Here is a 20514-nt window from a genome sequence, read left to right on the forward strand (position 1 = left end):
CCCCCCCCCCCCCCCCCCCCCCCCCCCCCCCCCCCCCCCCCCCCCCCGCCCCGCCCCCCGCCGCCCCCCCCCCCCCCCCCCCCCCCCCCCCCCCCCCCCCCCCCCCCCGACGCTCAAGCGTTCGCTGACCTTGCGCGGCGTGGCGCGCAGCGTCGCGATGGCGACTCATTCGCGCGCCCCCGACAGCGATGAGATCCGCGAGCAGGCAAAGGCGGATTCGCTCGTGTTCTATATGGGCCGCGACAGCGCGCCGGATATCGCGCAGCAGTTGATCGACGCGGGCCGCCCGGGCTCGACGCCGGTGGCGATCGTCGAGGCATGCAGCACGCCGCGTGAGCGCACGCTGACAATGACGCTGGCGCGCATGGCGCTGGGCGAGGCGCAGGAATGGCTGGATCCGTCGCAGCCGAGTTTGCTGATGATCGGCGAGGCGTTTCGCGAGCGTGCATCGGCGAAGCCGAAGGTGCATTTGAAGGGGATGCAGGCGGCGGCTTGATGTCGGTTCGATCGGCCCATAAGCGAAGAGCGCACCGGAGACGGTGCGCTTTTTTTTGAACCGCGATAGCCGAACGGCCAACGATGAACTACCGGGCAACCTGCCGCAAACAATACTGCGCCACTGCATCCAGCACCGCGTCGTCCTCCCCGACGGCCGTCGCGCAGGCAATGACGACATCCGGATGCGCCGCCTGGCACCTCTCGACGATTTCCGGTAAATCCCTTCTCACATGCCCGCCTTGCCCGAAGAACACCGGCACCACGGTAATCGCATTGCAGCCATCGGCGGCTAGCTGATCGACCGCAGCAGGCAGATCCGGCGACATCAACTCGAGAAAAGCCAGCGAAACCGGTTCGTCACGCGCGCCGCGCAACTTCGCGGCAAGCCGTTCGAACGGCTCGGCCCAACGCGGATCGCGCGCGCCGTGACCGAACAGGATGATGCCGTGCGTCTTCATTGCGCGCTCCTCGCAGGAAACGTCAGTGCCGCTCCACCCACTTGAGGCCCACGAGCCCGATCGCGAGATAGGCGAGGGCGGGCGCCGCCGCGGTGATCGGCGCGGGCCACGTGTTCAGATTGCCGATATGCGAAAACAGCGTGTTGAACAGCTGAAAGCTCATGCCGATCATGATGCCGCCGAACACCTTCACGCCGACCACGCCCGCGCGCGTATGCAGATACGCGAACGGCAGCGACAGAATCAGCATCACGAACACCGCGAACGGATAAAGGATCTTGCGCCAGAACGCGATCTGATACCGCTGTGCATCCTGATGATTCTCCGTCAGATGCTGGATATAGCGGAACAGATTGAACATCGACATCCGATCCGGCGACACCAGCAACACGGACAGAATCTGTGGTGTCAGCTCCGAACGCAACGAATACTCGGGCAGCGTTGTTTGCGTCGCGCGATAGACCGGGTTCAGCGTGTCGCCGGGGTTGACCGCCTGCGGCGGCGCATCGTTCAGTTGAGTGTCGGTGACGCCCGTGAGCTTCCAGTGACCCGGCGGCTGGTACACGCCGCTTTTCGCAATGCGCACATTCGTCAGCCGGAACTTCGAATCGAACTCGTAGATGCGCACGTTGGCGATCGTCGTGTCGGGATTCAATGTGCCGACGTTGACGAAGCGCGTGACCTGCTCGCCGTTCTCTTTCGCCGTCAGGGTGTCCTTCACCCACACGCCCGACTGAAAATTCGACGACACGGACGACCCGAGCGCCTCCAGCCGCACGCGCTCGGACAACTGGTCCGTGTAAGGCCCGACCACTTCGCCGATTAGATACGTGACGAGCACGAGCGGGATGCCGATCTTCAGGAGCGAGCGCAGCGCGGCGGCGGTCGAGAGTCCCGAGACGCGAAAGATCGTGAACTCCGAAGCCGCCGCCATCTGCGCGAACACGTAGATGGCAGAAATGAGCGCGGCGACCGGAATGATCTCGTAGAAGCGCGAAGGCGTCTGCAGCGCGACGCGCAGCACCGCGAGCGTGAACTTGTAGTTGCCGTGCCCGACCGTGTTCAGTTCGTTGATCAGGTCGAAGAAGAAGAACAGGCCCGAGAACGCGAACAGAATGAAGATGAACGCGAGATAAATCTGGCGCGCGAAATATCGTTCGTAGATGCGCATCGCGTCAGGCCCCCTTCGACAGCGACGGGAGCTTGAAGAGCGGCCGGTTGCGAATCCGCAGCCAGAAGATGAACGCGACGAGTGCCCCAACGGCGATGTGCAGCCCGACGATACCCACGCCGAACGACAGCTTGCCCTGCTCGATCCACGATTGCACGACGTTCAGCAGGTTCGAATACGTCAGGTAGATCAGCACCGCCATCACGAGATTGATCGTGCGGCTGCGGCGCGGGTTCTGATACGAAAGCGGGATGGCGAGCAGCATCAGGTTGATGGCGATGAGCGGCAGTCCCATGCGCCACGCGAATTCGGCGAGATTTTCCTTGGTCGGATTGGCGAGCAGATCCGGCGTGTAGATGCCCGTTGTGGTCGGCGTATTCACGACCTGGCGACTCATTATCTTCACACCGTAACGCTCGAACTCCATGATGCGGAAGTTTGGCTGGCCGGGTTCGCCGTCGTATCGGCGGCCGTTGTCGAGCACGATGAAGCGGTCGCCGTCGGGGCGCGTTTCCGTGTGACCGTTCTTCGAGACGATCACGTTGACCTTGCCGCCTTCCGTGCTCGTCACGAACACATTCTCGACGTGGCCCTGATCCGGCGACATCTTCTCGATGAAGAACACACGATGGCTCGACGGCGATTCGCGGAACTGCCCCGGCGCGAGCAGCGACACTTCATCGCGCTGCTGAAAGCGCTGCTTGATGAGCTTGCTCTGCTGGTTCGACCACGGCCAGCCGACGAACGCGAAGAACATGATGAGGATGATGATCGGCGTGGAGAACACGGCGATCGGCTTGATGAGCTGTGTCTGACTGACGCCCGATGCGAGCCACACGACCATTTCCGAGTCGCGATACCAGCGCGTGAGCACGAACAGAATGGAGACGAACAGCGTCACGATCAGCATGACCGCGAGATAACCGATGACGGTGAGCCCGATCAGCACGACGACGTCTTTCGGGTCGATCTGACCTTGCGCCGCGAAGCCGACGATGCGGATCATCATCGTCGTGAGCATGATCGTGAGCAGCACCATGAACACGGCGCCGGCCGTGTACGCGAGTTCGCGCTGCAGGGAGCGTTCGAAGATCATTGAATTTTTGCTTGGAGCCGGCGGGGATGCGGAAATCTGGCGCGCATCTCGTGGCTTACGGGAAGGGTATTCGCTTACCCTCACGCCGCCTGCCTGTGACCGCCGCGGAAAAAATAGCGGATAATTGCGGCTTTCATCCTTCAGCCAAGATTTTATCCGAGGATAAGCGCGATGGACTTTAGCATAAAAGCCTGTGATTGGAGCAAAGGCGAGGCAAATGGTTTCCTTACCGGGAAGTCGGATGTCATCGTGCTCGGCATCTTCGAAGCACAGACTCTCACGGGCGCCGCACGCGACATGGACGTCGCGACCAAAGGCCTGATCTCGCGCGTGGTCAAAGCCGGCGACATGAGCGGCCGCGCGGGCACGACCTTGATGGTGCCCGAAGTCACCGGCATCGGCGCATCGCGCGTGCTGCTCGTCGGTCTCGGCAAGCAGGACGCCTTCAATCAGAAAGCCTATGGCGAAGCCGTGCGCGCCGCATGGCGCGTGGTGCTCGGCTCGAAGATCGGTCAGGCGACGTTCACGCTCGCGCAACTGCCGATCCAGGAACGCACCGGCGACTGGGCCGTGCGCGCCGCGATCCTCGCGCTGCGCGAGCTGACCTACAAGTTCACGCAGATGAAGAGCAAGCCCGACAACGGCGCGCGCTCGCTCAAGAAGGTCGTGTTCAGCATCGATTCCGCCGACGAGAAAGCCGCCAAGGTCGCGCTGAAGCAGGGCGTCGCGATTGCGAACGGCATGGATCTCACGCGCGATCTCGGCAATCTGCCGCCGAACGTCTGCACGCCGACCTATCTCGGCCAGACGGCGAAGAAGCTCGGCCGCGACTTCAAGCTGAAGGTCGAAGTGCTCGGCCAGAAGCAGATCGAAGCGCTCAACATGGGCTCGTTCCTGTCGGTCGCGAAAGGCTCGATCGAGCCGCCGCAATTCATCGTCATGCAGTACCAGGGCGCGGGTGCGGCCGCGAAGGGCAAGAACGCGCCGGTCGTGCTGGTCGGCAAGGGCATCACGTTCGATTCGGGCGGCATCTCGATCAAGCCGGGCGAGGCGATGGACGAGATGAAATACGACATGTGCGGCGCGGGCTCGGTGTTCGGCACGATGCGCGCCGTTGCCGAAATGGGTCTGAAGCTCAACGTGATCGGCGTGATCCCGACCTGCGAGAACATGCCCGCGGGCAACGCGGTGAAGCCGGGCGACATCATCACGGCGATGAACGGCACGACGATCGAAGTGCTCAACACCGACGCCGAAGGCCGCCTCATCCTGTGCGACGCGCTGACGTACGCGGAGCGCTTCAAGCCCGCCGCCGTGGTCGATATCGCGACGTTGACGGGCGCGTGCATCATCGCGCTGGGTCACCACAACACGGGCCTCTTCTCGAAGGACGATGCGCTTGCGGGCGAACTGCTCGACGCGTCGCGCGAGGCGGTCGATCCGGCCTGGCGACTGCCGCTCGACGACGAATACCAGGATCAGCTCAAGTCGAATTTCGCGGATGTCGCGAACATCGGCGGGCGGCCGGCGGGCAGCGTGACGGCGGCGTGCTTCCTGTCGCGCTTTGCGACGGCTTATCCGTGGGCGCACCTCGATATCGCCGGAACCGCCTGGAAGAGCGGCGCCGCGAAGGGCGCGACGGGCCGTCCCGTGCCGCTGCTCTCGCAGTTCCTGATCGATCGCGCGGGCGCTTGAAGCAGGCATGACGCGCATCGACTTTCATACGAATGTCGGCGATCCGCTCGCGTACGCCTGCCGCCTCGCGCGCAAGGCGTACCTCAGCGGCAAGCCGCTCGTCGTGCTCGCCGAACCGCAGCGCCTCGCCGCGTTCGACGAGCAGTTGTGGAGCTTCCAGCCGCTCGAGTTCGTGCCGCACTGCATGGCGCAGAGCCCGCTCGCGGACGACACGCCCGTCGTGCTCACGTCGAATCTGGACGAAGCGCCGCATCATCAGGTGCTCGTGAATCTCGGCGCGCCGGTGCCTGCGCAGTTCGCGCGTTTCGAGCGGCTCGTGGAGATCGTCGGCAGCGAGGGCGATGAACTCGCTGCGGGCCGTGAGCGGTATCGCTTCTATCGCGATCGCGGCTATGTCATCGAGACGCACAATCAGGGCGGTTGAGCGCACAGAGGCCGCGCCTCTGCTGCACTAAGCTCTGCTGAGAAATGGCGGTTCGCAATAGATCGGAATCAGCGCCGATGCGCGAACGCTGGTCGACAGGAGACCTTTGAACATGACCGACAAGCCCGAATCCTTCGATTCGTCCATCCCCGTTCTGACCGATGTCGTCGTGCCCGGCAAGCCCGAGTACGCGCGCGCGCGCGCCGCCGATGAAGCCGCGATCGAATACGATGCGCAGCGGATCGCCGAGCGGCTGAACGGCCGCTTCACGACTTTCCTGACGGGCGATGCGCGCGCGCTGATCGAAGACCGCTGCCGCGAAGTGCTGCGTGAGCAATCGACGCAACTCGTTTCGGCGATCACGCGCGAAGTCGCGATGGCGCTGGAAGGCCGCATGAGCGAATGGGTGCGCGACGCGGTCGAGGATGAGTTGCGGCGGCAGCGCGGCGAATGAGCGCGGTGTAACGCGCATACGGCACACGAAACAAAGGGGCGCACGCGCGCCCCTTCTTCAATCCGGTCACGCCCGATTCACCCCGTCACCGCGCCCTTGTTAGCCGGCTGCGCAAGCGCCGCGAACTTCGCCAGCACGCCGCGGGTGTACTTCGGCGCGGGCTGCTTCCACGCGGCGCGGCGGCGCGCGAGTTCCGCATCCTCCACGTTCAGTTGCAATAGCAGCTTGTGCGCGTCGATCGTGATCGAATCGCCTTCCTGCACGAGCGCGATGGTGCCGCCCGCGTAAGCTTCCGGCGCCACATGGCCGACCACCATCCCCCACGTGCCGCCCGAGAAGCGCCCGTCCGTGATGAAGCCGACCGATTCTCCCAGCCCCTTGCCGATGATCGCCGATGTCGGCGCGAGCATCTCCGGCATGCCCGGGCCGCCGACCGGGCCGAGATAGCGCAGCACGAGAATATCGCCAGCCTTGATCTTGTCGGCGAGGATCGCGTCCATCGCGCTTTGCTCGTCGTTGAATACGCGCGCGGGGCCGGTGATGACCGGATTCTTCAGGCCCGTGATCTTCGCCACCGCGCCGTCCTCCGCGAGATTACCGCGCAGGATCGCCAGATGCCCTTCCTTGTAAAGCGCCTGTTCGATCGGGAAGATGACCTTCTGATCCGCACGCGGTTTGCCCGGCACGTCCTTCAGTTCTTCGGCGATCGTGCGCCCCGTGATCGTCATGCAGTCGCCGTGCAGAAGGCCTGCGTCGAGCAGGATCCTCAGCACTTGCGGGATGCCGCCGGCCTTGTGCAGATCGGTGGCGACGTACTGGCCCGACGGCTTCAGATCGCAGATGACCGGCACTTTCTTGCGCATGCGCTCGAAGTCGTCGATGCTCCATTCCACTTCCGCGGCATGTGCGATCGCCAGATAGTGCAGCACGGCGTTGGTCGAGCCGCCCGTCGCCATGATCAGCGCGACTGCGTTTTCGATCGACTTCTTCGTGATGATGTCGCGCGGCTTCAAATCCTTCTTCACCGCCTCGACGAGCACGCGCGCCGATTCCGCGGCTGAGTCGACCTTCTCCTGGTCGGGATTCGCCATCGTTGACGAGTACATCAGCGACATGCCGAGCGCCTCGAACGACGAGCTCATCGTGTTCGCCGTGTACATTCCGCCGCACGAGCCGGTCGTCGGGCACGCGTTTTTTTCGACGCCCTTGAAGTCCTCTTCCGACATGCGGCCCGCCGTGAATTCGCCGACCGCCTCGAACGACGACACGATCGTAAGATCCTTGCCCTTCCAGTTGCCGGGGCGGATCGTGCCACCGTACACGTAGATCGACGGCACGTTCATGCGCGCCATGCCGATCATGCCGCCCGGCATGTTCTTGTCGCAACCGCCGATCACGACGACGCCGTCCATCCACTGGCCCTGCACCGCGGTTTCGACGCAGTCCGCGATCACCTCGCGCGACACGAGCGAGTACTTCATGCCTTCGGTGCCCATCGACATGCCGTCGGAGATCGTCGGCGTGCCGAAAATCTGCGGGTTCGCATCCGACTTTTTGATCGATTCGACGGCGGCATCCGCGAGGCGCTGCAGGCCCGCGTTGCACGGCGTGATGGTCGAGTGCCCGTTCGCGACGCCGATCATCGGCTTGTCGAAGTCTTCTTCCTTGTAGCCGAGCGCGTAATACATCGAACGATTGGGCGAACGCGCGACGCCCTGGGTGATGTGCTTCGAGCGACGATTGAAGGCCATGATGTGCTCCGTGAGGGGACGTTTTTGCTCTAGTGCAGCAAGCATGCAACCCCTGCGATGTGTCTGTCCAATATATTATTCAGGGCTTATTAGGTCGCAAAGAATATCAATGGAGCAGAGAAACCCGCCCATCGAACTGCGTCTGTTGCGCTACTTCGTAACGGTCGCCGAAGAGATGCACTTCGGTCGCGCCGCCGCGCGTCTCGCGATGACGCAGCCGCCGCTCTCGCAGGCGATCCGCGCGCTGGAAGACGCGCTCGGCGTCGCGCTTTTCGTGCGCACGAAACGGACCGTGGAGCTGACGCCCGTCGGCAAGGACCTGCTGCCGGAAGTCCGCCGCCTGCTTGCAAGCGCCGATGCGCTGCGTCCGCTCGCGCAATCGCTCGCGCGCGGCGAGGCGGGCGTGCTGTCACTCGCGTTCGTCTCCACCGCCGATTACGGCCTTTTGCCGGCGCTGCTGCGCGAGTTCGGCGCGCGCTATCCCGGCGTGCGGCTGCAACTCACCGAGGCGACGAGCGACGTGCAGATCGAGGAACTCGTCGCCGGGCGCATCGACGCGGGCCTGGTAATTCCGCCGCTGCCGCCGCGCCATGCCACGTCGCTCTCGTATGTGTCCGTAGCGCGCGAGCCGCTCGTCATTGCGATGTCCGCCGATGCTGCGCAGGACCTGGGGCAGGGCGCCGACGAATGGGCCGATACGCCCGTCGATCTGCACGATCTCGCCGCCGCGCCGCTCGTCGTCTTTCCGAGGCGTCTCGCGCCGGGTTTGTATGACATCATCATGGGCTGCTACGGCGCGGCCGGCCTCACGCCGCGCATCGGCCAGGAGGCGATCCAGATGCAGACCATCGTGAGCCTCGTGTCCGCCGGCATGGGCGTGGCGCTCGTGCCGCATTCGCTGCGTCATCTGCGGCGCACGGGTGTCGTGTATCGTCCTCTGCGCCCGCTGAACGCGTCGGCGATGCTCGTCGAAACCGGCCTCGTCTGGCGCGCGGCTGAAGTGAGCCCGGTGCTCGCGGGGTTCATCGAGATCGTTCGTTCGCGGGCCGAAACTGCGGGTTCGGTATGATTCGCCCTTGTAGTTCGCTCAAGCTCCCACATCAGAATGCTCATACATCCCAATTTCGATCCCGTCGCGATTCATCTCGGACCGCTCGCCGTGCGCTGGTACGGCCTTATGTATCTGGTGGCGTTCATATCGGCCATCGTCATCGGCCGGCTGCGTCTGCGCCTGCCTTACGTGGCGGCGCAGGGCTGGACCGCCAAGGACATCGACGACATGCTGTTTTATGGCGTCCTCGGCACGATCCTCGGCGGGCGCATCGGCTACGTGATCTTCTACAAGGCGAGCTATTACGCGGCGCATCCGCTCGACATCTTCAAGGTGTGGGAAGGCGGGATGTCGTTTCACGGCGGCTTTCTCGGCGTGACGCTCGCGATGGTGCTGTTCGCGTATCACCGCAAGCGCACCTGGCTGCAGGTAACGGATTTCGTCGCGCCGATGGTGCCGCTCGGTCTTGCGGCGGGGCGTCTCGGCAACTTCATCAATGGCGAGTTGTGGGGCCGCGTGACGAGCCCGAACGCGCCGTGGGCGATGCTCTTCCAGAGCTCGACGAACGACGACGCGATCTGGCTTGCGAAGAATCCGCAACTCGACGCGCAATACCATCTCACGGAAATCTTCCAGCGCTATCACATGCTGCCGCGTCATCCGTCGCAACTGTACGAGATCGCGCTCGAAGGACTCGTGCTGTTCATCGTGATCTGGACGTTTTCGCGCAAGCAGCGTCCCGTCGGCGCGATCTCCGCGCTGTTTCTGATCGGTTATGGACTGGCGCGCTTCACTGTGGAATTCGCGCGTGAGCCGGACGACTATCTCGGCCTTCTCGCGCTCGGCCTCTCGATGGGCCAATGGCTCTCGCTGCCGATGATCATCGTGGGCGTGCTGGTGATGGTGTGGGCGTACAAGCGCAATCTGCGCCTGCCGCCCGAATCCGCGAAAGCCTGAGCTTTGCGGGGCAGCACGCCCCGCATCGTTCAACGCCCCATCTGCACCGAACCGGAGACGTCGACGGTCACTGTCGTCGTGCCGGCTTCCATCGCGATGGGGGCGGCCATCTTCGCATCGGCGCTCATCGCGCGCGATTGCATCATCATGACCGGGCGCGGCTGAACGCCGCTATGTCCGACGTTCACTTCCCGAATCGTGTAATTGCTGTAGCCGAACCCTTGCGCGGCGGCTTGCGCCTGCTTGCGGAACGAATCGATGGCTTGCGTGACGAGCTTCTGCTCGGCCGCGCGCTGCGCCTCGGGCGACAGCGAGAACGCGACGCTGCCTACCTGCATCGACGAGCTCATCTTGCCCGCGAGCTTCGACGCCGCCGCGAAGTCATGCGATTCGAGCACGACTTCCGTGCGGCCTCGCCATGCGGAGATCTTGCCGTCACGGTCCGTTGCCGGATACACGGTGAATGAGCCGCTCTTCGCGGTCACGCCGTCGACGCCCCTCGCTTCGCGCAAGGCGGCCTCGGCGCGCTGATTGAGCGTACTGGTGAGAGACGAGGGATCGGCCGCTTCCTGCTCGTAGAAGAGCGTGATGTTGACGACATCCTGCGGCACTTGCGCGCTTGCCTGTGCCGAAAGAGAAAGCACGCCTGAAGGCTGCGGCTGCGTGATGACCGTTTGCGCGGCGGCCGTTTGGGAAAGCGTGAACGCTGCGCCCGACATCGCGAGGAGCGCGAGCGCGGCAGCGGTTTTCTTGTTGATCATCGAAGGACTCCGAACGCGGGATATCGCGTGATTCGCGACGGGATTTAGGCGCGGCCTTCGTGTCGTAAGTTCCTTGTTAGACGAGTTGTTCGGTAATAAATCGCCACTGCGCTTCTGTTACCGGCGTGATCGACAGGCGATTGCCGCGCGCGAGCACCTGCATGTCCGCGAGCGCCTCATGCTCGCGCAACGTGGCGAGAGAAATGAGCGGCGTCTTCTTCACGAACTCGACATCGACGAGCATCCAGCGCGGCGTTTCCTGCGTGGACTTGGGATCGTAGTAATCGCTCTTCGGATCGAACTGAGTGGGATCGGGATACGCCGTCGAGCACACTTTCGCGATGCCCGCGATGCCAGGCTCCGGACAACTCGAATGATAGAAAAGCACACCGTCGCCGAGCTGCATCTGATCGCGCATGAAGTTGCGCGCCTGATAGTTGCGCACGCCCGTCCACGGCAAGGTTTTATTCGGCGCGTGCGCGAGGTGATCGATGCTCGCTTCGTCCGGTTCGGACTTCATCAGCCAGTAGCGCATGATGGTTCGCTATGCGGAAATCGTCGATGCAAATGAAAACGGCATCGGAAAAACCGATGCCGTTTCTTGAATGGGTCCCCGCCACGGCCGCTAGGCCGGCATCCTGAACCTGGGTTCAAGATTGGTCGCGGTAAGCAACACTTCGGGTACATCGGACTAGCGACGCGCGCGCCCGTGCTGCAAGGTTCCGCAACCGTGCCAATGTAGCATTGGTTCAAGGAATATATGACCTTGGCGAACCAGGCAGGGAACCGTCACTCTACACCAATCGTTTGCCTTATGCAGCCTCTCGGGAGCAAATCGGCAGTTTCTTTTTTCGATTGATATTGCGTGCTGATTGACTCAGCGCGCAGACGTCTCACTGCGCTTCATACTGCGCAATGACCGCGCCCAGTTGTTCGTTCATCGAATGCATCGTGCGGCGGATTTCCTCGGCGGGGAAGGCCTCGCCGTGACGCACGCTGTCCTGCAGCTTAAGCAATTCCGACGCCAGCGAAAGCGCTGCCATCACCGCGATGCGATCCGTGCCGCGCACGCTGCTCGCATTACGCACCTTGTTCATCTCGGCATCGACGCGCGCGACGGCTTCGCGCAATGCGCCTTCCGTTTCCGGCGAGCACGCGAGGCGATACGGCTGCCCGAGAATGGATACTTCGATCTGCGTGGTCGTCATGCCTTCTCTCCTTGATGATGCTCGCCGTGCAATTCCGCTTCCTGTGCTTCCCGGGAATCGGCGTCGAGGAGATCGAGTTGATTGTCGGATTCGGCATGTTGCGCGGACTTCGCGCGGGGCAGCTTTTCGAGAATGGCGTTGAGGCGTACTTGCGCGTCGTCGATTTTCGCGGAGAGCGAGTCGCGTTCGGATTGCAGCGTATCGCGCTCTTCACGCACTTGCGCAAGTTCGGCCTGCACGTTCGCATAGTCGGCGCGCAGTTGTTCGAGTTGTTCTTGCAGCGCCTGACGCGCCTGATTGTGGCGCTCGCTGATCTGGATCAGCCGGCCGATATTTCCTGACAGTGATTCGAGTTCGTTGAGCATGTGCTGCGTCCTCTAAAGACCTCGCATTTTAGCGCGGTTCAACGGAGCTTCCGATAATTGTCTCGTTTCGAGACGTAACAGCATGCGATCTCGCGCTTAATCCTTCGAATCAAGCGCATGTCGCCATGCATTCGTGTGCAGAAAAGGCGAGCGCTGGTCATCGCTCGTGGGGACAGGCCGGCCGATTCTCGTTCGATTCGTCATGTGCCGCGCTACTCTGTCCGTGCCGTTTTCTTGACGGCCCCAACCCGCGCTCCTACACTTGCCGCACTTTTTGGTGCTCGCATTCGCGGATCTCGCGGATGCAGTCAAACGGGAAACAGGGAGCGAAGTCTCCGAAGTCCGACCGGGACCCACCCGGGATGAGCCAACCTGTGCTGCCCCCGCAACGGTAAGCGACCGCAACGCAAGTTGCAAGTCGTCTCATGCGCGTTTTTGCAGCGCAAACGTGTGGATTTTCATCACACCGGGTTTGTTATTCGAATCCACTGCAAGAAACGTGTCGACGCCACTGCGCACGATGCGCGGGAAGGCGAGACGATCCGTCGTCAGCCCGGATACCGGCCAGAGTTCGACGCATCGGCGCTCAATGCGCAAGTGCGTTCGTCGCGCATCGTCCTCGCGGGGAGCGGGGTCGCGCTCATGCGAAACGGAACTTCACTCATGGTATTGCCACAGGCCGCGCTCAAGAACGGCCCCACTCGTCATGTCGCGCTCGTTGCAGCGGTCTTCGGCTCGGCGCTCCCCGGCGCGGCGCACGCCGCCGACGGCGCCTCGCAAACGCTTGCCCCAGTCGTCGTCACCGCGACGCGCGCGCCGCAGCCGCTCGCCGAATCGATCCCGCAGACATCGGCGTTCGATGAACAGGACATCGCCGATGCCAACGCCGACGATGCGCTCGGCCTCGTCGCGCTCGCGCCCGGCGTGCAGGTCACGCGCAACGGCGGACCGGGCGCGAATTCGGGCGTCTACATACGCGGCGCGGCGTCGTCGCAATCGCTCGTTCTGATCGATGGCGTGCGCGTCGAATCGGTGTCGCTCGGCGCGGCGCAGCTATCGCAATTGATGCTCGATGAGATCGGGCGCGTCGAGGTCGTGAACGGCAATGTATCGGCGTTGTACGGCTCGAATGCGATTGGCGGGGTCGTGCAGATCTTCACCAGGGAAGGCGAGCCGCATCCGCCGCGCTTCGCTTTCGAGGCCGAGTACGGCAGCTATCACACGCAGCGTCAATCGGCGGGCGTGAACGGCGCGCTCGACAAGGACGGCCGCACGACCTTCAGCCTGAACGTGTCACGCGAAAAGACCGATGGATTCTCGTCGATCGATCCGGCGATCGCGCCCGGCGCGAATCCTAACGCGAACGGCTATCTGAACGAGAGCGTCGCGGCGACGCTGCGCCACCGGTTCAGCGACAAGTGGGATGCGGGCGTGCGCTTCATGCAATCGAACGGCATCGACAGTTTCGACGATGCCTACGGCCAGCCATCCGACATCAACGAAGCGCACGATCGCGTGCGTTCGGCGTCGGTGTTCGCGAATGGCAGGATCACCGACAACTGGACCACGCACTTCACGGTCGCGCAGGGGCAGGATCGCGCGAATATCGAGCAGAACGGCGTCTATACGAGCCGCTTCGACTCGGAGAATCGGCAATACACGTGGCAGAACGATTTCAGGATCACCGATGCGCACACGCTGTTGTCCGGTTACGAGCATCTCGATCAGACGCTCGATTCCGACCAGTTCACGGCGCCCGATCGTCACGTGAATTCGGTGTTCGCGGGCTACGTGGGGCACATCGGCGCGAACGATTTGCAGGCGAATCTGCGGCACGATCAGTATTCCGATTTCGGCGGCGCGAACAGCTACTATCTGGGCTACGCATATCACTTCGATGCGCACTGGAAGGCGAGCGCGAGCTATGCGGCTTCGTTTCGCGCGCCGAGCTTCGACGACCTCTACTATCCGTTCAGCGGCAATCCGTCGATCCAGCCGGAGCGCAGCCATTCGGTCGAGGCGGCGTTGCAGTACGCATCGAATGCGCTCGGCGTGATGCGCGTGACGCTGTTCCAGACGCGCTATTCGAATCTGATCGACTATGTTTCCGACGGCGGGTTCTACTATGTCGCGCAGAACGTCGGGCGCGCGAAAGTGCAGGGCATCGAGGGATCGTGGGCGGGACATGTCGGCGCAACCGACGTGCGCGCGGGCGTCACGTTCCAGAATCCCGTCGACGAGACGAATCACGAGGATCTGACGCGGCGCGCGCGGCATTTCGCGACGCTCACGGTGCATCGCACGATCGCGCGCTGGCGCGTCGGCGGCGAGTGGATCATGAGCGGAGAGCGCCACGATTACGATTCGACGCTCGCGGGTTACGGCATCGTGAATCTTTCGGCGCGCTATGACGTCTCGAAGTCGTGGTACGTCACAGCGCGCATCGACAACCTGTTCGACAAGGACTATGAACTTGCGTACTCGTACAACACGCCGCGGCGCGGCGCCTATATCACGCTCGGCTGGCATCCGTCGTGAGCAACGCGCCTGAGTGTCTCCAGCGTGCGCGTGCGATGAACGCGAGCCGCGCGGCCGCGATCTGGATCGCGCTCGCCGTGGCGACGTTCATCGTGCTCGTCGCGTCGCTCGCGATGGGCAGTGTCGCGTTGCCCATGTCGCGTGCGCTCGGCGCGCTCGTTCGCTCGCACGCCGCGATGCCCGATATCGCCGATGAGATCGTGCTCACCTTGCGGCTGCCGCGCGCGCTCGCGGGCTTCGCATCGGGCGCGCTGCTCGCGATGGCGGGTGCGCTGCTGCAAGTGCTGTTGCGCAATCCGCTCGCGGAGCCGTACGTGCTCGGCGTATCCGGCGGCGCCGCGACGTTCGCGCTTGCCGCGATGCTCGCATCGGTGCCGTGGTGGGGCGTCGATATCGCGGCGTGCGCGGGCGCGTTCGCATCGATCGTCGTCGTGCTCGGACTCGCGCGCAAGGATCTCAGGCAGAGCGCTCAGGATGCGTCGCCGCGACTATTGCTCACGGGCGTCGTGATCGCATCGGGATGGGGCGCGCTGATCACGCTGATGCTGAGCATCGCGCCCGAGAACCGGCTGCGCGGCATGATCTTCTGGCTGACGGGCGATCTCAATGGCGCGGCTGCGCCGTGGCCTGCGTTGATTGCGCTCGCTGTCGCGCTCGTCGCCATCGTTCCTGTCGCGCCGCAATTGAACGTGCTTCTGCGCGGCGATGCCGCCGCGCGTGCGCTCGGCGTGCCGGTCGAACGATTGCGCCTGCGTGTGTATCTCGTCGCGTCGATCGCCGCGGCGGCTGCGGTGACGACGGCGGGAACCATCGGCTTCGTCGGCCTCGTCGTGCCGCATCTGCTGCGCCTCGCGTTCGGCAACGATCAGCGCATGCTCGTGCCCGCCGCCGCGCTCGCGGGCGGCCTCGCCGTGATGGCGGCCGATCTCGCCGCGCGCACCGTGATCGCGCCCGCGCAGTTGCCGGTGGGCGTCGTCACGGCGCTGATCGGCGTGCCGATGTTCCTGTGGATGCTCTTGCGGAGAGCGCGATGACCTTGCAACTCGATGCCGTCGTGATTCGCGCGGGCGCGCGCACGCTCATCGGCGGTCTCACGCAGACGATATCGACGGGCGAAGTATGGTGCATCGCCGGGCCGAACGGCGCGGGCAAGACGACGCTCATCAACGTGCTCGCGGGTCTCTCGAAACCGGCGTCGGGCCGCGTGTCGCTCGATGGCCGCGCACTCGCGTCATGGCGCGCGGCGGACCTCGCACGCGCGCGCGCGCTGATGCCCCAAGCCATGCACGACGCCTTCAGCGCGACCGTGCTCGACACCGTATTGCTCAACCGCTTTCCCTATCTCACCGGCTGGGGTTGGGAGAACGAAGACGACCGCAGCGCCGCGCGCGCCGCGCTCGACACGCTCGGCCTCGCGTCCTTCGCCTCGCGCGACGTGCTGACGCTCTCGGGTGGCGAACGCCAGCGCGTTGCCTTGGCTGCCGTGCTGTGCCAGAACGCACCGTGCCTGTTGCTCGACGAACCGCTTTCGCATCTCGACCTGCGTCATCAGATCGACTGCCTGCATACGTTGTGCGACACCGCGCGCGAGCACAAGCGCACCGTAATCTTCTCGTGCCACGATCTGAACCTTGCGCGCCGTTTCGCGACGCATGCGCTCCTGCTCGACGGCAACGGCGCCGCTCACGCGGGCCTCGTCGCCGACGTCCTCACGCCCGAACGCGCGGGCGCGGCATTCGGCTATCCGCTCGCGCTCATCCGCGACGGCGAGCATGAAGCGCTCGTGCCTTCCATTCATCGCCCCTGAAAGGAATTTCGATGTCCTCGTTCAACGACATCCCGCTGCCCCGCGCACTCGACCGCGCACTCGAAGCCGAACTGCGCCGCGTCATCGACATGAAGACGAAGCCGCCCGGCAGTCTCGGGCGGCTCGAATCCCTCGCGCTGCAAATGGGCCTGATCCAGCGCGCGACCAGGCCGCGCATCGAGCGTCCCGCGATGATCGTCTTCGCCGGCGATCACGGCATCGCGAAAGAGGGCGTGAGTTCGTATCCGCAGGAAGTGACGGCGCAGATGGTCGCGAATTTCTTGAGCGGCGGCGCGGCGATCAACGCGTTGTCGCGCTCGGTCGGCATGTCGCTCGAAGTCGTCGATGCGGGTGTCGCGACGCCGATTCCCATCGACCACGGGTACGAACGTCTGTCGCTGGGACTCGGCACGCGCAACTTCGCGCGGGAGCCCGCGATGTCGCGCGAGACCGCGCTCGAAGGCATCGCGCGCGGCGCGGCGCGCGTGCGGCATCACGCGTCGCTCGGCACGAACGTGATCGGCTTCGGCGAGATGGGCATCGCGAATACATCGGCGGCGGCGTGTCTGATGAGCCGCTTGTGCGATCTGCCGATCGGCGAGTGCGTCGGCCGCGGCACGGGTCTCGACGACCATGGCCTCGCGCACAAGCGCGATGTGCTCGGCCGCGCGCTCGCGCTGCATCGCGAAGGCGATGCGATCGACACGCTCGCGACTTTCGGCGGCTTCGAAATCGCGATGATCACGGGCGCGTATCTCGCCGCCGCATGCGAAGGCATGACGATCTTGGTCGATGGCTTCATTGCGACATCGGCGTTGCTCGTGGCCGCGAAGATCGCGCCCGAGGTGCTCGAGTACTGCGTGTTCGCGCATGCGTCGAACGAAACGGGGCATCGGCGCATGCTCGCGCATTTCGATGCCGCGCCGCTCTTGCAACTCGATCTGCGGCTCGGCGAAGGCACGGGCGCGGCGCTCGCGTTGCCGATCCTGCGCGCGGCCGTCGCGTTCGTCGACGAGATGGCGAGCTTCGAGTCGGCCGGTGTGTCGAACAAAGCCGGTTGAGATGCGTCCCCTCGACGAACTGCGCTACTTCTTCACCGCGCTCGGCTATTTCACGCGCGTGCCGGTGCCGCGTTGGGTCGGCTTCGAGCGCGAGTATCTGAACGCGGCGGCGCGTTACTTTCCGCTCGTCGGCGCGATGGTCGGCGGCGTCGCGGCGCTCGTCTATCTCGCGGCGTTGCGCGTGTTTCCCGCGGGCGTCGCAGTGCTGTTGTCGATGGCCGCGACGCTCGTCATGACCGGCGCGTTCCATGAAGACGGACTCGCCGATTGCGTCGATGCGTTCGGCGGCGCGTACACGCGCGAGGATGCGCTGCGCATCATGCACGACTCGCGCATCGGCGCATTCGGCGCGATTGCACTCGTGATCGCGCTCGCTTTGAAATGGCAGACGCTCACCGCGCTGCCGCCGCAACGCGTCGCGTGGACGATGATCGCCGCGCACGCCGCGAGCCGCGCGTTCGCGATCAGCTATCTCGTCACGCTCGACTACGTGCGCGCCGAGGGCAAGGCCAAACCGGTCGCGCAGCGCATGAGCGCTGCGTCGTTCGCGCTCGCGCTCCTGTTCGGCGTGCCCTGGCTTTTCGTGATCGACTGGAAGCTCGCGTGCGTCACGATCGTCGCGCTGATCGTTTTGCGCTTCTTTATCGGGCGATACTTCGTGCGTCGCATCGGCGGCTATACGGGCGATTGCCTGGGATTCGCGCAGCAAGTGTTCGAAATCGCGATCTATCTCATCGGGCTCGCATGGATCTCGTCCTGATTCGACATCCAGAAGTCGCCATCGAAGCGGGCGTGTGCTATGGCCAGACCGATGTGCCCTTGCGCCACGATGTGCGCGATCTCGCCGGCGCATTGACGGCGCGCATGAAGGCGCTGGACGTTCCGGCGTGCGTGGACGGATGGCATGCGAGTCCGCTCGAGCGATGCGCGTCGCTGGCGCGTGTCCTTTCAGCCGATGCGCATATCGATGCGCGTCTCATGGAGATGCACTTCGGCGCGTGGGAAGGCCGCGCGTGGGACACGATCGATCGCGCGCTCATCGATGCCTGGGCCGCCGATGTCGAACATGCGTGTCCGCACGGCGGTGAGAGTCTCGCGCAGTTCGCGCAACGCGTTATCGCATGGTTCGACGCGGTGTGTGTCGATAAGAACGCCGTGCATGCCGTCGCTCATGCGGGCGTCGTGCGTGTGCTTGCGGCGCATCTTCTCGGCATCGCGCGTGAGAGCGCGTTGCAATGGCCGCTCGATTTCGGCGGGCTCGCGTGGTTCAGGCGCGTGCGCGGGCAGTGGCTGCTTGTGCGGTGGAATGCTTAGGCTTTCGGCGCTACCCTGGTTATTTCACACGCCGCCCGCGCACGGTTTCCAGATCGCGGCAAAGCTCGGCCGCACCGAGCACGAGCCGCGGCGTCGGCCGGTTGATGAGATCGCCGTCGATCCCGAAGAGATTGCCGCGCGCAACCGCCGTCAACGATGTCCAGCGCTTCCATCGTTCGAGCGCCGGCAACGGGCGATCCGGCTGCGTCGCGCCGGGCGTCGCGGTGACGATCGCTTCGGGATTCGCCGCGAGCACGGCTTCGCTCGATATCGTCGGCACGCGCGGTTTTTCCGCCGCGAATACGTTCACGCCGCCGCACAGCCCGATCACTTCGTCGAAGACGTTGTCGCGATTGAGCGTCATCAGCGGATCGTCCCAGACCTGATAGAACACGCTCACGGTCGGCCGCGCCGCATAACGCGCGCGCAGTTGCGCGATGTCGCGCGTGAACGCATCCGCGCTCGCGTGTGCTTGCGCTGACGTGCCGAGCAGCGCGCCGAGCTTGTCGATGCTCGCGGCGATATCGTCGAGATGTTTCGGTTCGCTGAAGTAGACCGGAATGCCGAGCGCCGTCAGTCGATCCATCTGACGCGCCGCGTTCCCATGCCGCCACACGACGATCAGATCGGGATGCAACGCGACGATGCGTTCGAGGTCGAGCGCCTTGTTGTCGCCGACACGCGGGATAGCCTGCGCTTCCTTCGGATAGTCGCTATACGTCACAGCGCCGACGATGCGCGCGCCGCCGCCCGCCGCGAACAGCAGTTCGGTCACGTGCGGCGCGAGACTGACGACGCGTTGCGCGGGCTTCGCGAGCGTGACCGATGCGCCGCTGTCATCGGTCACGGTGATCGCGTGCGCTTGCGCAGCAGCGACGCCGATCAGCAAGGCGACTGCACCGCGCAGCATCACGCGCAAGTCTCCTGCAATGCGAGCGACAGGCGCGCCCAGTCGCCTTCCGCATCCGGCAAGCCGATGCGCAGGCTCGGCGTCATGCCGGGCAAATCGAAGAGGCGCGTCCAGATGCCCCGCAACGCCAGCGCGTGTTGAATCTCACGCGCTTCGGGCGTCGGTGTCCACGCGAAGAGCGGCGTCGCGCGCACGTCGAAGCCGTGGCTCGCGATCAACGCGGCGAGGCGCGCGCCGTCGCGTTGCAGGCGTTCGCGCGTCGCGCGCTGCCAGTCGGTATCGGCGAACGCGGCCATGACCGCGTAACGCGCCGGGCCGCTGACGGTCCACGCGCCGAGCGCGTCGCGCAATACATCGACGATCGAAGGCGCGGCCAGCACGAAGCCCGCGCGGATGCCCGCGAGGCCGAAGAACTTGCCGACCGAGCGCAACACGATCAGCCCTTCGCGCGCGGTTTCGCTTGCCAGCGACGACGCGGGATCGACATCGGCGAATGCTTCATCGACGATCAGCGTGCCGCCGCGCGATGCGAGCTGCGCGTGCCAATGCAAAAGCGTGTCGCGCGGAATGTGTTGCGCCGTCGGGTTGTTCGGATTCGCGACGATCACGTGATCGACCGTATCGGGCAAGGCGCGCTCGGTGATGTCGAGCGTCGCGATTGCGTGCCCTGCGCGCGCGAACGCCGGCGCGTATTCGCCGTAGGTCAGTGGCGCGACGCCCGCCGTCGCGCGGCGCAACAGCGCAGGCAGCGCGCGGATCGCCGCCTGCGAACCGGCGACCGGCAACGCGAAAGGCGCGCCGTAATAGCGCGCGGCGCGCTCCGCGAGGCCATCGTCGTCTTCGGGCAGGCGTCGCCATGCCTCGGGGGGCACGGGCGGCACCGGAAAGCCGCGCGGATTGATGCCCGTCGATAGATCGAGCCAGTCATCGAAAGGAATCGCGTAACGGCGCGCCGCTTCGCGCAGATTGCCGCCATGCCGGATGGGATGCGCCAT

22 protein-coding genes, 1 other RNA gene and 1 riboswitch are annotated in these 20514 nt (G+C 64.6%); of the genes, 12 read left to right on the forward strand and 11 right to left on the reverse strand.

Translation table 11 applies throughout. The features are described from left to right. A partial coding sequence (locus tag NCR38_RS03085) for an SAM-dependent methyltransferase (protein ID WP_250476402.1) occupies positions 1-496 on the forward strand: 496 nt, incomplete at its 5' end. Positions 497-584: 88 nt separating this feature from the next. Here the strand turns inward: NCR38_RS03085 and NCR38_RS03090 are convergent. The 3 genes from NCR38_RS03090 to lptF are packed head-to-tail and all read right to left on the reverse strand — an operon-like array spanning position 585 to position 3223. Beyond that, on the reverse strand, positions 585-956 hold the full coding sequence (locus tag NCR38_RS03090; RefSeq protein WP_250476403.1) for a sirohydrochlorin chelatase: 372 nt from the start codon (positions 954-956) through the stop codon (positions 585-587). Positions 957-978: 22 nt separating this feature from the next. Then, positions 979-2127 (reverse strand): LPS export ABC transporter permease LptG, encoded by a 1149-nt coding sequence (lptG, locus tag NCR38_RS03095; RefSeq protein ID WP_061118787.1) that lies wholly within the window; start codon positions 2125-2127, stop codon positions 979-981. Between the two features lie 4 nt (positions 2128-2131). Next, on the reverse strand, positions 2132-3223 hold the full coding sequence (gene lptF / locus NCR38_RS03100; protein WP_061118788.1) for an LPS export ABC transporter permease LptF: 1092 nt from the start codon (positions 3221-3223) through the stop codon (positions 2132-2134). A gap of 171 nt (positions 3224-3394) precedes the next feature. Here lptF and NCR38_RS03105 point away from each other — a divergent pair, with 171 nt between their 5' ends. From NCR38_RS03105 to NCR38_RS03115, 3 genes are all read left to right on the forward strand, one after another. Further along, positions 3395-4918 carry a leucyl aminopeptidase gene (locus NCR38_RS03105; RefSeq protein ID WP_061118789.1) on the forward strand — a complete coding sequence of 508 codons (1524 nt, stop codon included), beginning with the start codon at positions 3395-3397 and terminating at the stop codon, positions 4916-4918. 7 nt (positions 4919-4925) lie between these two features. Continuing rightward, on the forward strand, positions 4926-5342 hold the full coding sequence (locus NCR38_RS03110) for a DNA polymerase III subunit chi (protein WP_061118790.1): 417 nt from the start codon (positions 4926-4928) through the stop codon (positions 5340-5342). A gap of 112 nt (positions 5343-5454) precedes the next feature. After that, positions 5455-5796, forward strand: coding sequence for a DUF2486 family protein (locus tag NCR38_RS03115; protein ID WP_061118791.1), 342 nt, complete (start codon positions 5455-5457; stop codon positions 5794-5796). 77 nt (positions 5797-5873) lie between these two features. Here NCR38_RS03115 and ilvD read toward each other — a convergent pair whose 3' ends face one another. Then, entirely contained in the window at positions 5874-7547 is a 1674-nt protein-coding gene (ilvD, locus tag NCR38_RS03120; RefSeq protein WP_061118792.1) for a dihydroxy-acid dehydratase, read from the reverse strand. Positions 7548-7656: 109 nt separating this feature from the next. Between ilvD and NCR38_RS03125 the strand changes: the two genes are divergently transcribed. Together NCR38_RS03125 and lgt are read left to right on the forward strand one after the other, a co-directional pair. Next, on the forward strand, positions 7657-8616 hold the full coding sequence (locus NCR38_RS03125; RefSeq protein WP_061118793.1) for a LysR family transcriptional regulator: 960 nt from the start codon (positions 7657-7659) through the stop codon (positions 8614-8616). Between the two features lie 36 nt (positions 8617-8652). Next, positions 8653-9555, forward strand: a complete 903-nt coding sequence (lgt, locus tag NCR38_RS03130; protein WP_061118794.1) for a prolipoprotein diacylglyceryl transferase — start codon at positions 8653-8655, stop codon at positions 9553-9555. Positions 9556-9584: 29 nt separating this feature from the next. Here the strand turns inward: lgt and NCR38_RS03135 are convergent, their stop codons facing one another. From NCR38_RS03135 to NCR38_RS03155, 5 genes are all read right to left on the reverse strand, one after another. Beyond that, entirely contained in the window at positions 9585-10316 is a 732-nt protein-coding gene (locus tag NCR38_RS03135) for an SIMPL domain-containing protein (RefSeq protein ID WP_284503654.1), read from the reverse strand. 76 nt (positions 10317-10392) lie between these two features. Then, positions 10393-10851 carry an EVE domain-containing protein gene (locus NCR38_RS03140; RefSeq protein WP_061118795.1) on the reverse strand — a complete coding sequence of 153 codons (459 nt, stop codon included), beginning with the start codon at positions 10849-10851 and terminating at the stop codon, positions 10393-10395. A gap of 71 nt (positions 10852-10922) precedes the next feature. Next, positions 10923-11104, reverse strand: a non-coding RNA gene (ssrS, locus tag NCR38_RS03145) — 6S RNA. Between the two features lie 105 nt (positions 11105-11209). Beyond that, positions 11210-11524 (reverse strand): cell division protein ZapA, encoded by a 315-nt coding sequence (locus NCR38_RS03150; RefSeq protein ID WP_061118796.1) that lies wholly within the window; start codon positions 11522-11524, stop codon positions 11210-11212. Then, positions 11521-11889, reverse strand: coding sequence for a hypothetical protein (locus NCR38_RS03155; RefSeq protein WP_061118797.1), 369 nt, complete (start codon positions 11887-11889; stop codon positions 11521-11523). The genes NCR38_RS03150 and NCR38_RS03155 overlap by 4 nt, the downstream gene beginning before the upstream one ends. 258 nt (positions 11890-12147) lie before the next feature. Continuing rightward, positions 12148-12473: riboswitch (cobalamin riboswitch) on the forward strand. Positions 12474-12552: 79 nt separating this feature from the next. Between NCR38_RS03155 and NCR38_RS03160 the strand changes: the two genes are divergently transcribed. The 6 genes from NCR38_RS03160 to cobC are packed head-to-tail and all read left to right on the forward strand — an operon-like array spanning position 12553 to position 18609. Continuing rightward, positions 12553-14427, forward strand: coding sequence for a TonB-dependent receptor domain-containing protein (locus NCR38_RS03160; protein ID WP_061118904.1), 1875 nt, complete (start codon positions 12553-12555; stop codon positions 14425-14427). 35 nt (positions 14428-14462) lie between these two features. Beyond that, complete coding sequence (locus NCR38_RS03165; protein ID WP_250476443.1) at positions 14463-15461, forward strand: iron ABC transporter permease; 999 nt, start codon at positions 14463-14465, stop codon at positions 15459-15461. Further along, entirely contained in the window at positions 15458-16234 is a 777-nt protein-coding gene (locus tag NCR38_RS03170) for an ABC transporter ATP-binding protein (protein WP_250476404.1), read from the forward strand. Before NCR38_RS03165 ends, NCR38_RS03170 begins: the two co-directional genes overlap by 4 nt. Before the next feature lie 11 nt (positions 16235-16245). Then, a complete protein-coding gene (cobT, locus tag NCR38_RS03175; RefSeq protein WP_061118799.1) occupies positions 16246-17295 on the forward strand; it encodes a nicotinate-nucleotide--dimethylbenzimidazole phosphoribosyltransferase in 1050 nt (349 codons plus the stop codon). 1 nt (position 17296) lies between these two features. Beyond that, complete coding sequence (locus NCR38_RS03180) at positions 17297-18055, forward strand: adenosylcobinamide-GDP ribazoletransferase (protein WP_250476405.1); 759 nt, start codon at positions 17297-17299, stop codon at positions 18053-18055. Beyond that, positions 18040-18609, forward strand: a complete 570-nt coding sequence (gene cobC, locus NCR38_RS03185; RefSeq protein ID WP_250476406.1) for an alpha-ribazole phosphatase family protein — start codon at positions 18040-18042, stop codon at positions 18607-18609. The genes NCR38_RS03180 and cobC overlap by 16 nt, the downstream gene beginning before the upstream one ends. A gap of 19 nt (positions 18610-18628) precedes the next feature. Here cobC and NCR38_RS03190 read toward each other — a convergent pair whose 3' ends face one another. Continuing rightward, a complete protein-coding gene (locus NCR38_RS03190) occupies positions 18629-19519 on the reverse strand; it encodes a cobalamin-binding protein (protein ID WP_250476407.1) in 891 nt (296 codons plus the stop codon). Beyond that, entirely contained in the window at positions 19519-20514 is a 996-nt protein-coding gene (gene cobD, locus NCR38_RS03195; protein WP_250476408.1) for a threonine-phosphate decarboxylase CobD, read from the reverse strand. The genes NCR38_RS03190 and cobD overlap by 1 nt, the downstream gene beginning before the upstream one ends.

This window comes from Caballeronia sp. INML1, assembly GCF_023631085.1.
Classification (GTDB): Bacteria; Pseudomonadota; Gammaproteobacteria; order Burkholderiales; family Burkholderiaceae; genus Caballeronia; species Caballeronia turbans.